Origin of the sequence: Variovorax paradoxus (assembly GCF_000834655.1) — a bacterium.
Lineage (GTDB): Bacteria > Pseudomonadota > Gammaproteobacteria > Burkholderiales > Burkholderiaceae_C > Variovorax > Variovorax paradoxus_F.
The window spans coordinates 48,793-62,284 of record NZ_JXQQ01000044.1 but is presented as its reverse complement, the minus strand read 5'-3'; the positions used below and the strand labels follow the sequence as shown (position 1 = coordinate 62,284).

Sequence of the window (13,492 nt, the reverse complement as noted above, 5' to 3'; positions counted from 1 at the left end):
GCTCTTCAACGGCCTTGCGTAAGCGGTTGCGCCAGAACCTCAGCCGACACCTGTTCGCATCGATTGCCAAAGGCGATGAGCGGCGTGAGGCAAAAAGTCGGGCTGCTATGATTGCTAACGACCGTAAAGCTTCCTCTCGTCTTACGGGAGATGTTGCGCGTTAGAACTGTCACATGACGGACGGTTGGCTCGGACAACAGTGCCCGGATTCTCACGAATGGCGGAGGATTGGAAGGATTTTTCCTAGGCTGCACAGATGCAAAAGAATCCTGTGGGTGAGATGGGAAATAAATTGAGCGGCATTGAAATGGGGCGAGCTGAATTGCTGAACTCAATCTCAATGACGCGACTGACCCGGGTTTCAAAAATCGCTTGTTTTTCGATTTTCTCATCTGAAATTCAATGCTGCGATTGAATTATTTGAACGAGGCGAGGATTTTCATTCAGCCAAGTATGAATGCCCGGGGAGTCGGCATTCAAAAAATACAACCATTAATCTGAATTTCTCTGCGCATAAATGGCCGATCTGCATATATCGGCCCGCAGGCTGAAGAATATGAATAAAAATCCAGTTCATTGGTATCGCCGGTTGAAATCAATTGCAGGCCGGGTACTCGGCCGGGCGACCGGCGGGCGTATTTCATTCGGCGAAAAGACACTGACGGAGCCGCATCCACTGTTCGATGCAGCCTGGTACGGCGCGCGCAACCCGGACATCGTGAAGGCTGGGCTGAACCCGATGCGCCACTTCCTGCGCTTCGGCTGGAAAGAGGGGCGCAATCCGCATCCGCTGTTCGATGTGGCGTGGTACCTGGAGCAGAACCCGGACGTCGCGAAGGTTGGCTGGAACCCGCTGCTGCACTACGTCGACCTCGGATGGAAGGAAGGCCGAAACCCGCATCCGCTGTTCAACACGACGTGGTACTTGGACCAATACCTCGACGTGAAGGCTGCCGGTCTCAATCCGCTCATTCACTACGTCCTTTTCGGTGCGCCCGAGCACCGGGTGCCGCATCCGGCGTTCGACCCGGAGTGGTATTGCGCAGCCTATGGAGACGTCGACGATGGCGTCGATCCCCTGACCCATTTCCTCGCGCACCGGCACGAGGCGCTGAGAAACCCGAGTTCAGCGACCGACCTGATCGAGCATGCGCGCAAGTTCCCGGCCGCCGGGACTGACAAGGTACACGAGCTTGCGCAGTTCCTGGTACAGGAAAGCTGCTACGCCGTGGATGGCGACTACGCCGAGGCGTTTGCCAAGGACGGCATCCCGCGCGCCCGGATGCACGAGGGCCTGGCCCGCGTCGCCAACGGGAAATGGGAGTGGTCCCGTTACGGCGCGATGCGCGCACGCCTCGCGCAGGCCGAGCAGCGGCGTGCGGAACAGTACCCGCGCGTGGAGACCTCGATGCCGGCGGTCGGCAAGGATGCAGAGCGCGAACCTGCCGCGCCGCTCGTGATTCCGACGTTCGAGCAGCCGCTCGTCTCGATCGTGATTCCGGTCTACAACAAGGTGGCACTGACCCGGGCGTGCCTGCGCACCATCGTCCAGAGCAAGTGCCGCGCTTCCTATGAAGTGATCGTCGCGGACGATGCATCGGTCGATCCGGACTGCCTCGAACTGGCCAACGTGCCGGGCCTCGTGTTCCTGCGCTCGGAAGAGAACCTGGGCTTCGGCGGCAATTGCAACCGTGCCGCGGCCGCGGCACGCGGCAAGTTCGTGCTGTTCCTGAACAACGACACGCTGGTCCAGGACGGCTTCCTCGACGCCATGGTGGCGGCGCACGAAGCGGACGTGGGCATCGTGGGCCCGCAGGTGTTGTATCCGTCCGGCCTGCTCCAGGAGGCGGGCGGCCGGATCCGCGTGGATTGCTCCGCGGCGCTCGTCGGACACGGCGCCAGCCCTGAGGACCCGCGCTTCAACTACCGCCGCGACGTGGAATACATCTCCGGCGCGTGTCTCCTGATCGAGCGCGCGCTGTTCGACGAGCTGGGCGGCTTCGATCCGCTGTTCCACCCGGCCTATTACGAGGACGTGGACCTGTGCTTCCGCGTGCGTGCGCGCGGCCTTCGCGTGGTCTACGAGCCGAAGGCGCGCATCGTCCACTTGATGAGCGAGACGATGTCGTCGCTGTCGCCGGCCTACAAGCACGGGCAGTCGGCCCGTAGCGCGCAGCACTTCGCCGAACGCTGGCAGGCCCAGCTGGAGGCCAACAACGCGGTGAAGGCGATCGCCTTCTACCTGCCGCAGTACCACATGGTCCCGGAGAACGATCTCTGGTGGGCGCCGGGCTTCACCGAGTGGACGAACGTGTCCAAGGCCAAGCCCAACTACCCCGGGCACGACCAGCCGCGCCTGCCGGCCGATCTCGGGCACTATGACCTCACCAATCCCAAGAGCATTCGCAAGCAGATCGAACTGGCGATGCAATACGGGCTGCACGGTTTCTGCTTCTATTACTACTGGTTCAACGGCCGCCGCATCCTCGAGGCGCCGCTGGAGCTGTACCTGGAAGACAAGTCGCTCGACTTCCCGTTCTGCCTCTGCTGGGCCAACGAGAATTGGAGCCGGCGCTGGGACGGCCGCGACCAGGACCTGCTCCTGAAGCAGGAATACTCGACCGAGGACGACAAGGCCATCATCCACGACCTCATGCGGTTCATGGGCGATGCGCGCTACATCCGCGTCGAGGGCAAGCCGCTGGTGATCGTCTATCGCTGGGACCTCTTGCCTTCGATCGCGGACACGGTGAAGGTCTGGCGCGAGGAATGCAGGCAAGCGGGTATCGGCGAGATCTTCGTGGCGAGCGTGGACTCGTTCGACCTGGCCTGGAAGCTCAAGGACGCGGCGGACTTCGGTCTCGATGCGAGCATCGGCTTTCCGCCGCACAACATGGGTTCGCCCGTGCCCAAGAAGCCGTCGGCGGTCAGCCCCAGCTTCACGGGCACCGTCGACGATTACGAAACCGTGGGCACGCGCTATGCGACCGAGCTGCCCCTGCGGCCGCACACCCATTTCCCGGGCGTGCTGCCGGGATGGGACAACACGCCGCGCCGGCAGGATGCCCCCTACATCCTGGACAACCCCAGCCCCGGCGCATTCCGTGCGTGGCTGGAGCACGCGCTGGACTTCTCGCGCGACTTCAACGCGCCGGAGCGCCGGATGGTGTTCATCAACGCCTGGAACGAGTGGGGCGAAGGCGCCTACCTGGAGCCCGACCAGCGCTACGGCCACGCCTACCTCACGGCGCTGCGGGATGCGCTCGAATCACACAAATACCAGAAGAGAAACGGATGAGCATGGCGGCAACTGACCACTCCAGGAATCCGGACTGCCTGATCGTCGGCCATCCGTACACGGCGATCGGCATGGGCGCTCACTGCAGGGGCGTGGTGCGCTCCCTCGCTGCCGCCTACGGCAATCTCTCGGTGCACGATGTCTACAAGTACACCCAGCCCATGCCGCGCGAAGCGCGCGAGTTCGGGCCGCTGCTGACCGAGCAGTTCACAGCGCCGGTGCGCATCTTCTGCATCAACGGGGACGAGATCGAGCCCGTGGTCGGCAAGATCGAGCAGAAGCAGCCGGGCGCATTCGCCGGCGGCTACAACATCATCTATCCGATGTGGGAGCTGCCGAGATATCCCCAGGAGTGGGCGCGCCAGCTCGAGAAATTCGACGAGGTGTGGTCCCCGTCGCTGCACGTGGATGCGGCCTTGCGGGCTGCGGTTGGCAAGCCCATCGTCCACCTGCCCATCGCCGTCGAGCCGCGGGTCCACGAGCTCTTCGACCGCAAGTACTTCGGCATTCCCGAGTCGCGCTACACGCTGCTGTTTTTCTTCGATGCGCTGTCGTTCGCCAGCCGCAAGAACCCGTGGGCCGCGATCGACGTCTTCAAGCGCGTGCTCGCTAAGAGACCGCTGGCCAAGCTGCAACTGGTGCTCAAGGTCAACAATTCGGCACGCGATGCGAAGTCGCTGGAGCGGCTGAAGGCCGAGATCGAGCCGATCCGCGACCGGGTCACGCTGATCGACAAGACCGTGACCGAAGAAGAGGTCAAGAGCCTCGTGCGGGTCTGCGATTCCTTCCTCTCGCTGCACCGGGCCGAAGGCTTCGGCCTCGGGCCGGCGGAAGCCATGTTCTTCGACAAGCCGGTCGTCGTGACGGCCTGGTCCGGCAACATGGACTACATGACGCCGGACAACTCGCTGGGTGTGCGCTACGACCTCGTCCCGTTGGTCGAGGGAGACTACCCGCACTGGCAGGACCAGGTGTGGGCCGACGCCGACCTGGAAGATGCCGCCCAGAAGGTGCTGTCGCTCTTCGAGAACCCCGAGTTCGGCCGGCAACTTGGCAAGCGCGCCGGCATCCACATGCGCACGCATTTCTCGTACCGCAGGCAAGGCCTGCGCTACCGCGAGCAGTTGCAGCGAATTGCCTCGACGCTCGCACAAGAGCACTGAGCGCCACGATTCCCCGGGCCGCCGGCCCCTCCGAAAAGCAGTTGCGCATACCACGTATGTGCAACTTGCTTGCGCGCGCCCGCTCCAAGTGCGAGCACCATTCGTGATGAAGTACTGAAAACCAAGGTTCACGGATAAACTGCGCGTAACAAAAAACAACTGTCAACGAGATGTTTCCTGACACTCAGCACGCGATCGCCGTTGTCATTCCCACGTTCAATCGCCGCGAACGGCTGGAGCGCGCCGTGCAAAGCGTGCTGCAGGAGACGCGGGTCCCGATCGTCCTGCACATCTTCGACAACGCCTCCACGGACGACACCGAGGGCTACGCGCGCGAGCTCTCGGCACGCGACGCGCGGGTGGTCTACACGCGCAACGCCGCCAACATCGGTGGCCACTCGAACTACGCGAAGGCGCTGGACAGCGTCGAGGCGGAATATTTCGTGCCGCTGGCCGACGACGACTACCTGCTGCCCGATTTCCTGCACGACGCCTACGGGATTCTTGAGGCGCACGAGAGCGCGTGCGCCGCCGTGTTCCTGACGCAAACGCGCACCGACAGCGGCGCCGTCGGGATGACCTACCCGGAGCATCCCGACAAGATCCGGCTCGGCCTGGTGAACCCGCACGACCACATGCGCGACTGGCTCACCTATGGGCACTACAGCTGGAGCTCGGTGCTCTGGCGCTCGAAGGTGCTCGCCGAGGTGGGCGCGCCCTACCTGCACGTGGGGCTGCCCAGCGACGTCGATTTCCAGACCCAGATCTTCTGCACGTATCCGGTCTACATCGTGAACCGGCTGGGCGCCGTGTACACGCAGCACGAGGACCAGGCGAGCATGGGCTACGACCTGTCGCACATCAAGTCATGGGGCGCACTGTTCAAGCGGCTGGACCGCGCGGTGCTGGACCGCGGCCTCTTCTCGGTGGAGGAATACCTGCCGCTGCGCGCGAAGATGCAGCAGCGCTATCGAAGCACCTGGAACATCGCCGCCAAGGAAGAACTCGATTCCCGGCAGCTGGTGTCGTCCGCCTCGGCGGCCGGTTTCCGGCTGGGCGATTGGCCGTTGGCATTTTCGCTGATCGACACACTGGCCGCGAAGCCCCGCGCGGCGGGGCCGGATGGCGCCGACGACACCTCGGTCCTGTTGCTGCCTGAAGAAGTGGTGGCGGAAAGCGCAACGCCGAGCCGCCCGCAGGGATTCCTCGCATCGGTGCTGTGGAGCTTTAAGGCAGCCAGTGCGGTGATCGCCTCCGCGAAAAGCACCGCGGTGCAATTGGAGGCCACCTGCTCGACGCAGGAGCAGGCCTTGTCCGAGCAAAAGACGCTGACTGCGCAGATGCAACAGAAGTGCGCCGCGCTGGAAGCCGATCTCGCCGACCAGAAGGCGCAGACCGTTGCCGCGCGGGCCGAGGCCGATGCATGGCACTCGAAATTCGACGCGCTCGATGCCAGGGCGACGGCGTTGCAGGGCACGCTGCTCTTCAGAATCCTGCGAAAGCTCCGCCTGATGCGGCTCTAGCGCGGGAAAAACCTCGATCGGCAGTGCGCGTCCAGCGCACAATGTCGCCCCATGAAATCCGTGAACATGACGAGAACCGTTGGCGGCTCGCGCCATCCTGCAAAGGTGTCCCCCCGATGAAGGCCGTCATCCTCGCAGGCGGCCTGGGCACCCGTATCTCGGAAGAGACGCACCTCAAGCCCAAGCCCATGGTGGAGATCGGTGCCAAGCCCGTGCTGTGGCACATCATGAAGCTCTACTCGGCCTACGGCATCAACGACTTCGTCATCTGCTGCGGCTACAAGGGCTACATGATCAAGGAGTACTTCGCCAACTACTTCCTTCACATGTCCGACGTCACCTTCGACATGCGCAGCAACGAGATGCACGTGCATCAGCGCAAGGCTGAACCTTGGCAGGTGACGCTGGTCGACACTGGCGAAGACACCATGACCGGCGGGCGGCTCAAGCGCGTCGCCGAATTCGTGCGCGACGAAGAAGCCTTCTGCTTCACCTACGGAGACGGTGTCGCGGACATCGACATCGGCAAGCTGATCGCGTTCCACAGCAGCCACGGCCGCCTGGCGACGGTCACTGCCGTGCAGCCGGCCGGGCGCTACGGCGCGCTGGAGCTCGATGGCGATGCGGTGCGGGGCTTCGTCGAGAAGCCGCGCGGCGATGGCGGCTGGATCAACGGCGGCTTCTTCGTGCTGTCCCCGAAGTGCCTGGATTACATCGACGGCGATTCGTCCAGCTGGGAAGGCCGGCCGCTTGCGCAGATCGCAAAGGACGACCAGTTGCGCGCCTTCGAGCACGCCGGTTTCTGGCAGCCGATGGACACGCTGCGCGACAAGATGCATCTGGAGCAACTGTGGGCAACCCAGGCCGCACCCTGGAAGGTCTGGGCGTGAACACGGCGTTCTGGCGCGGCAAGCGGGTCCTGCTCACGGGGCACACGGGCTTCAAGGGCAGTTGGCTGGCGCTCTGGCTCCAGGCGGCAGGCGCCGAGGTCCACGGCTATTCGCTCGCACCGCCGACGGAAACCAACCTGTTCACGCAGGCCCGCGTTGCCGAACTCCTGGCGGGCCACACGCTGGGCGACATACGCGATCTCGCCGCGCTGCGGCGGGCCGTTCAGCAAGCCGCGCCGGAGGTCGTCTTTCACCTGGCCGCGCAGTCGCTGGTGCGGCCTTCGTACCGCGACCCGGTGGAGAGCTATGCCACCAACGTCATGGGCACGGTGCATCTGCTCGAAGCTGTGCGTGCCTGCGCTGGCGTCCGGGCCGTGGTCAGCGTCACGACGGACAAGGTCTACGAAAACCGCGAATGGCATTGGGGCTACCGCGAAGACGAACCCCTCGGCGGACTGGACCCCTATGCCAGCAGCAAGGCCTGCGCCGAACTCGTGACCTCGGCCTACCGTGCGTCGTTTCTCGCGCAAGGCGGCGTGGCGGTGGCCACGGCGCGCGCCGGGAATGTGATCGGCGGCGGCGACTGGGCCGACGACCGCCTGGTCCCTGACTTTTTCCGCGCCACCGACAAGTCCGTGCCGCTCGAAGTTCGCCATGCCGGCGCCACGCGGCCCTGGCAGCACGTGCTCGAACCGCTGGGCGGCTACCTGCTGCTGGCGGAGCGCCTTGCCGGCGGTGACCCGAGGTTCGCGCAGGCCTGGAACTTCGGCCCTGGCGACGACGATGCGGTGCCGGTGCGCGACCTGCTGGACCGGCTCGCGCGCCGCGTGCCCGGCGCGCAATGGCGCGAAACTGCCCCCGGCACCGTGCACGAGGCCAATTACCTCAAGCTCGACAGCAGCAAGGCGCGCGCAGGACTGGGCTGGAGGCCTCGCTGGACGCTCGATGCGGCGCTCGACAGGACGGTCGAATGGCATCGGGCCTGGCGCGAGGGCGACGACGTGCAGAAGGTCTGCCAGTCGCAGATCCTGGCCTACCAGGGCGGCGACGGACATGACCAGGTTTGACGTACACGCAACGCCGCTCGCGGGCGTGATGCGGATCCAGCGCCGGAAGCTCGAAGACTCGCGCGGTTTCTTCAGCCGCTTCTTCTGTGCGGAGGAATTGGCGGCTGCAGGGTTCAGCGCGCCCGTTGCCCAGATCAACCACACGCTGACCCGCCGACGCGGGTCGGTGCGCGGGCTGCATTTCCAGCATCCTCCGCATGCGGAGGACAAGCTGGTGAGCTGCCTGCATGGCGAGATCTTCGACGTCGCGGTCGACCTGCGCCGGGGCTCGCCGACCTTCCTGCAGTGGCACGGCGAGATACTGAGCGCCGGGAACGCCACGAGCCTGCTCATTCCCAAGGGCTTTGCCCACGGGTTCCAGACCCTCGGCGACGATGCCGAGTTGCTGTATCTTCATTCGGCGCCGTATGCCGCGGCGGCCGAGGGCGCATTGAACGCCCGCGACCCCGCACTTGCCATCGCCTGGCCGCTCGCGTTCGCCGACGTGTCGGACCGCGACGCGAGCCATCCTTTCATTACCGCCGAGTTCACGGGTCTTCCTGGATGAAATGCCGCCACTGTCACGCCGAGCTGAGTCTGCCGTTCATCGATCTTGCGACGGCGCCGCCGTCCAATGCGTACCTGCACGCCGATCAGCTGAACGCGCCTGAAAAGTGGTATCCGCTGCGTGTCTTCACCTGCACGCAATGCTGGCTGGTGCAGACCGACGACTACGCGCACCACGCCGATCTTTTTTCCAGCGAATACGCCTACTTCAGCTCCTTTTCTTCCAGTTGGCTTGCGCATTCGCAGCGCTATGTCCGCGACATGGTCCAGCGCTTCGCACTGGACCGAAGCGCCCATGTGATCGAGGTCGCGGCCAACGACGGCTACCTGCTGCAGTACGTTCGAGACGCCGGCATCCCGTGCCTTGGCATCGAGCCGACGGCCAGCACCGCGAAGGCGGCGCGCGAGAAGGGCATCGAGATCGTCGAGGAATTCTTCGGCGTGGCATTAGCCGAACGACTCGTCGCCGCAGGCAAGGGCGCCGATCTGACCGCGGCGAACAACGTGCTCGCCCACGTGCCGAACATCAACGACTTCCTGGCGGGCTTTGCCACGGTGCTCAAGCCGGAGGGCGTGGCCACCTTCGAGTTTCCGCACCTGCTTCGGCTGGTGTCGGAGTGCCAGTTCGACACGATCTACCACGAGCATTTCTCGTACCTCTCGCTCACGTCGGTGTGCCGGATGTTCGAGGCGAACGGGCTCGGCGTGTTCGATGTCGAACAGCTCGAAACCCACGGCGGCAGCCTGCGCGTGTTCGCGCAGCGGTGTGACACGGGCAATCGGGCGGTCGAGGCCGCCGTCTCGCGCGTGCTGGAGGCCGAGCGCGCGGCGGGCGTTGCGACCTCCGCTTACTACGCGGGCTTCCAGCAGCGCGCCGACGACGTGCGCGACGGGCTGATGTCGTTCCTGATCGAGGCGCGGCGCGCCGGCAAGCGCACGGGCGCCTACGGCGCCGCGGCCAAGGGCAACACGCTGCTCAACTACGCCGGTGTGCGCGCCGGCCTGCTGCCATGGGTGGTGGACCGGAACCCGGCCAAGCAGGGTCTCTTCATGCCAGGCAGCCGCATTCCGATCGTCGACGAGGCGCACCTGAAACGCGAGCGGCCGGACTACGTGTTGATCCTGCCGTGGAACCTCAAGAGCGAGGTCATGGAACAGCTGGCCTACATCCGAAAATGGGACGGCAAGTTCGTGATCGCCGTGCCCAAGCTGGAGTTGATATGAGATCGCGTATTCACTACACCAAGCCGTCCATCACCGAACTCGAAGTCGGCTACGCCACGGATGCTGCGCGCAATGGCTGGGGCGAACACTGCTACGACTACATCCATCGCTTCGAGGCGATGTTTCGGGAACACCTCGGTGTCAAGCACGCCATCGCAACCTCCGGGTGCACCGGTGCGCTGCATATGGGGCTGGCAGCGCTGGGTATCGGGCCCGGCGATGAGGTCATCCTCGCCGATTCCAATTGGATCGCTTCCGTTTCGTCGGTCGTTCACCTGGGTGCGACGCCAGTCTTCGTCGATATTCTTCCGGACAGTTGGTGTCTCGACCCAGCGCTTGTTGAAGCCGCAATCACGCCACGCACCAAAGCCATCATCGCGGTGCATCTCTACGGCAACCTGTGCGAGTTGGACAGGTTGCTGGCCCTGGGAGCTTTGCACGGTATTCCCGTGATCGAGGATGCCGCCGAGGCTATCGGCTCGATCTGGCACGGTCGCCGCGCGGGCTCGATGGGCACCTTCGGCGCTTTCTCCTTTCACGGCACGAAGACCCTGACGACCGGCGAGGGCGGCATGTTCGTGACAAACGACGATGTGCTCTACGAGGCTGTCCTGACGCTTTCGAATCACGGTCGTGCACGCAACCAGAAGCAGCAGTTCTGGCCCGACGTCGTGGGCTTCAAATACAAGATGTCGAACGTCCAGGCTGCCATTGGATGCGGCCAGATCGAGCGCATCGATGCCCTGTGCGAGCGAAAGCATGCCATTCTTGACCACTATCGATCGTTGCTTGCCCCCTGGGCCGACGTGATAGATCTCAATCCGGAGCCCGAAGGCACCGTCAATGGCGCTTGGATGCCCACAGCAGTTTTTGCTTCGAGAACCGGCGTCACTCGCGAGCGGCTGCAACAGGCTTTTGCGGGCGACGGCATTGATGCGCGGGTTTTTTTCCATCCATTGAGCAGCTTGCCGATGTTTGGGTCGAACCAGGGGGCAGCCAATGCCTCTGACATCGCTGCGCGCGCGATCAATCTGCCCAGCTACCACGACATGACGGACGAGGAACAAGCGCGTGTTGTCGACGTGATCCGGAAAACTCTTCATGGCTGACTTAAAGCGCTATGCAATTTGGGGCAGCGCGGGCCATGCGAAGGTGCTGGCCGGTGTCGTCGGACTGCTCCAGGGCCGGGTGATCGCGCTGTTCGACAACCGCGAGGTGCCGTCTGCACTTCCCGGTGTGCCCGTGCACATTGGCGACGAAGGATTTCAGCGATGGGCGGACAGCCAACCGGAGCTCGCGAATGTGCTCGGACTGGTCGCCATTGGCGGTGCCGGCGGGCGGCATCGGATCGAGATACAAAGGCGTTTCAGAACGCGAGGTCTTCGAGTTGCGTGCATCGTCCACCCGCAGGCATCGGTAGATGCGAGCGCAGTGCTGGGCGCTGGAACGCAGGTGCTGGCGCAAGCAGTCGTTGCGGCGGACGCGCATGTTGGCGAAGCCTGCATCATCAATCACCGGGCGTCCGTGGACCACGAATGCAACATCGGAAACGGTGTTCATGTCGCGCCTGGCGCAACGCTGTGCGGGCTCGTCACGCTTCACGACAACGTGATGATCGGTGCCAGCGCGGTAGTCCTTCCCAGGATCACCATTGGTGAAAACGCCATCGTTGGCGCGGGCGCCGTAGTGACTCGCGACGTACCGGCCAACGCCATCGTCGTCGGCAACCCGGCCCATCTTCTTCGAACCTAGAAAACCAAGGAACCTCCATGACGCCCTACGAACTCTTCAAACAAGAGTGTCACGAAGAAATTGCCCTTCAAGGAGGCGACGCATCGCTTGTCGATGCAACACGCACCTGGATCACGACCGCCAATGCTCGTAAGTACTCCTACCATTACGAATGGATGGGCCGCCCGATCATCCAGTACCCGCAGGACGTGATGGCGATGCAGGAGATCATCTGGCGGGTGCAACCCGACCTGATCATCGAGACCGGCATCGCGCACGGCGGCTCGCTGATCTTCTCGGCCGCGATGCTCGAGCTCAATGCGGCCTGCGGCGGTCCGGCGGACGCGAAGGTGCTGGGGCTCGACATCGACATCCGCGCGCACAACCGCCAGGCGATCGAGGCCCACCCGATGTCCCGCCGCATCTCGATGATCGAAGGCTCCAGCACTGCGCCCGAGGTGATCGAGCAGGTGCGCCGGTTCGCATCGGGCAGGAAGAGCGTGCTGGTGTGCCTGGACAGCAATCACACCCACGCCCACGTGCTTGCGGAACTGGAAGCCTATGCACCGCTGGCGACGGTCGGCAGCTATTGCGTGGTGTTCGACACCATCGTCGAAGACCTCCCCAAGGAGATGTACCCGGATCGGCCGTGGGGCCCGGGCGACAACCCGAAAACGGCCGTCCATGAATATCTGAAGTCGCATCCGGAGTTCGAGATCGACCATGCCGTCGATCACAAGCTGATGATCAGCGTCGCCCCCGAGGGATATCTGAAACGCATCCGCTGACTCGTGCTGTAAGGCGAAAGGCTCGGGGATTTGGCAAAAACGTCACATGTATTACGTTTTGCTGACGGCCATCGATCGTTCAGGCGCGTTGCTGACAAGGGGCCGGTATTGCAGGGCGTATTCTGGCCTTCGCCAGCGTGGCGCTTCGGCGGGGAGCGCAAAGCATTACGGCACAATTACAAGCCCCCGCCCTGAATTGAAGAAGATTTGAGATCGCACATGAAAAAGCACGCAGTAGTCACCGGTATTACGGGTCAGGATGGCGCCTATCTGGCCCAACTGCTCTTGAGCAAGGGCTATGTCGTGCACGGCACATTCCGCCGCACCAGTTCCGTCAATTTCTGGCGCATCGAGGAACTGGGCATCCAGGACGACCCGAACCTCGTGCTCGTGGAGCATGACCTCACCGATCTCGGAAGCTCGCTGACGCTCATCAAGGAAGCCAAGCCCCAGGAGGTCTACAACCTCGCCGCCCAGAGCTTCGTCGGCGTGAGCTTCAACCAGCCCGACGCCACGGCGCAGATCACCGGCATGGGTGCGCTTCACCTGCTCGAAGCCATCCGCCTGACCGACCGCAGCATCCGCTTCTACCAGGCGTCCACCTCCGAGATGTTCGGCAAGGTGCAGGCAATTCCCCAGGTCGAGGAAACCCCTTTCTACCCCCGCAGTCCTTACGGTGTCGCCAAGCTCTTTGCGCACTGGATGACCATCAACTACCGCGAGAGCTACGACATCTTCGGTAGCAGCGGCATCCTGTTCAATCACGAGAGCCCGCTGCGTGGCCGCGAATTCGTGACCCGCAAGATCACCGACGCGGTGGCCAAGATCAAGCTGGGCAAGCTCGACGTTCTGGAGCTGGGCAACCTCGGTGCCAAGCGCGACTGGGGCTTCGCCAAGGAATACGTCGAAGGCATGTGGCTGATGCTGCAGGCCGAAGAGGCGGACACCTTCGTGCTGGCCACCAACCGGACCGAGACGGTGCGCAAGTTCGTCGACCTCGCGTTCAAGGCGGCCGGCTACGAACTTCGCTTCGAAGGCGAAGAGCAACACGAAGTCGGCATCGACATCGCTACCGGCAAGACGCTGGTCAAGGTGAACCCGAAGTTCTATCGCCCGTCCGAAGTGGACCTGCTCATCGGTGATCCGGCGCGGGCCAAGCGCAAGCTCGGCTGGGAGCCCACCACGACGCTCGAGGACCTGTGCACGATGATGGTGGAAGCAGACCTTCGCCGCAACAAGAACGGTCACTCGTTCTGACGGTG

12 protein-coding genes are annotated in these 13,492 nt (G+C 63.6%); all 12 read left to right on the top strand.

Annotated elements, in window-relative coordinates:
• Positions 1-256 precede the first annotated feature (256 nt).
• The 12 genes from RT97_RS33170 to gmd all read left to right on the top strand — a co-directional run bounded on the left by RT97_RS33170 (position 257) and on the right by gmd (position 13,487).
• Positions 257-415, top strand: a complete 159-nt coding sequence (locus RT97_RS33170; protein WP_155403840.1) for a hypothetical protein — start codon at positions 257-259, stop codon at positions 413-415.
• A gap of 174 nt (positions 416-589) precedes the next feature.
• Positions 590-3,298 carry a glycoside hydrolase family 99-like domain-containing protein gene (locus RT97_RS32155; protein ID WP_155403839.1) on the top strand — a complete coding sequence of 903 codons (2,709 nt, stop codon included), beginning with the start codon at positions 590-592 and terminating at the stop codon, positions 3,296-3,298.
• On the top strand, positions 3,295-4,461 hold the full coding sequence (locus tag RT97_RS18670) for a glycosyltransferase family 4 protein (protein ID WP_052810699.1): 1,167 nt from the start codon (positions 3,295-3,297) through the stop codon (positions 4,459-4,461). The genes RT97_RS32155 and RT97_RS18670 overlap by 4 nt, the downstream gene beginning before the upstream one ends.
• A 170-nt stretch (positions 4,462-4,631) precedes the next feature.
• Complete coding sequence (locus RT97_RS32150) at positions 4,632-5,984, top strand: glycosyltransferase family 2 protein (protein WP_052810698.1); 1,353 nt, start codon at positions 4,632-4,634, stop codon at positions 5,982-5,984.
• A 116-nt stretch (positions 5,985-6,100) separates the two neighbouring features.
• On the top strand, positions 6,101-6,874 hold the full coding sequence (gene rfbF / locus RT97_RS18660; protein ID WP_042580302.1) for a glucose-1-phosphate cytidylyltransferase: 774 nt from the start codon (positions 6,101-6,103) through the stop codon (positions 6,872-6,874).
• Positions 6,871-7,941, top strand: a complete 1,071-nt coding sequence (gene rfbG, locus RT97_RS18655) for a CDP-glucose 4,6-dehydratase (protein WP_042580360.1) — start codon at positions 6,871-6,873, stop codon at positions 7,939-7,941. The genes rfbF and rfbG overlap by 4 nt, the downstream gene beginning before the upstream one ends.
• Positions 7,928-8,488, top strand: a complete 561-nt coding sequence (locus RT97_RS18650) for a dTDP-4-dehydrorhamnose 3,5-epimerase family protein (protein ID WP_042580301.1) — start codon at positions 7,928-7,930, stop codon at positions 8,486-8,488. Before rfbG ends, RT97_RS18650 begins: the two co-directional genes overlap by 14 nt.
• Entirely contained in the window at positions 8,485-9,711 is a 1,227-nt protein-coding gene (locus RT97_RS18645; protein WP_042580300.1) for a class I SAM-dependent methyltransferase, read from the top strand. The genes RT97_RS18650 and RT97_RS18645 overlap by 4 nt, the downstream gene beginning before the upstream one ends.
• A complete protein-coding gene (locus tag RT97_RS18640; RefSeq protein WP_042580299.1) occupies positions 9,708-10,820 on the top strand; it encodes a DegT/DnrJ/EryC1/StrS family aminotransferase in 1,113 nt (370 codons plus the stop codon). The genes RT97_RS18645 and RT97_RS18640 overlap by 4 nt, the downstream gene beginning before the upstream one ends.
• Positions 10,813-11,463: an acetyltransferase gene (locus RT97_RS32585; RefSeq protein ID WP_080898355.1), complete on the top strand. Its 651-nt coding sequence runs from the start codon at positions 10,813-10,815 to the stop codon at positions 11,461-11,463. Before RT97_RS18640 ends, RT97_RS32585 begins: the two co-directional genes overlap by 8 nt.
• Before the next feature lie 17 nt (positions 11,464-11,480).
• Positions 11,481-12,230, top strand: a complete 750-nt coding sequence (locus RT97_RS18630; protein ID WP_042580297.1) for a cephalosporin hydroxylase family protein — start codon at positions 11,481-11,483, stop codon at positions 12,228-12,230.
• A 219-nt stretch (positions 12,231-12,449) separates the two neighbouring features.
• A complete protein-coding gene (gmd, locus tag RT97_RS18625) occupies positions 12,450-13,487 on the top strand; it encodes a GDP-mannose 4,6-dehydratase (RefSeq protein ID WP_042580296.1) in 1,038 nt (345 codons plus the stop codon).
• The last annotated feature ends 5 nt before the right edge of the window (positions 13,488-13,492 follow it).

Coding starts and splice junctions, on each gene's coding strand:
- RT97_RS18670 (WP_052810699.1), top strand. CDS start 3,295: ATGAGCATGGCGGCAACTGACCACTCCAGGAATCCGGACTGCCTGATC.
- rfbF (WP_042580302.1), top strand. CDS start 6,101: ATGAAGGCCGTCATCCTCGCAGGCGGCCTGGGCACCCGTATCTCGGAA.
- RT97_RS33170 (WP_155403840.1), top strand. CDS start 257: ATGCAAAAGAATCCTGTGGGTGAGATGGGAAATAAATTGAGCGGCATT.
- RT97_RS18640 (WP_042580299.1), top strand. CDS start 9,708: ATGAGATCGCGTATTCACTACACCAAGCCGTCCATCACCGAACTCGAA.
- RT97_RS32585 (WP_080898355.1), top strand. CDS start 10,813: ATGGCTGACTTAAAGCGCTATGCAATTTGGGGCAGCGCGGGCCATGCG.
- gmd (WP_042580296.1), top strand. CDS start 12,450: ATGAAAAAGCACGCAGTAGTCACCGGTATTACGGGTCAGGATGGCGCC.
- RT97_RS18645 (WP_042580300.1), top strand. CDS start 8,485: ATGAAATGCCGCCACTGTCACGCCGAGCTGAGTCTGCCGTTCATCGAT.
- RT97_RS18650 (WP_042580301.1), top strand. CDS start 7,928: ATGACCAGGTTTGACGTACACGCAACGCCGCTCGCGGGCGTGATGCGG.
- RT97_RS18630 (WP_042580297.1), top strand. CDS start 11,481: ATGACGCCCTACGAACTCTTCAAACAAGAGTGTCACGAAGAAATTGCC.
- RT97_RS32150 (WP_052810698.1), top strand. CDS start 4,632: ATGTTTCCTGACACTCAGCACGCGATCGCCGTTGTCATTCCCACGTTC.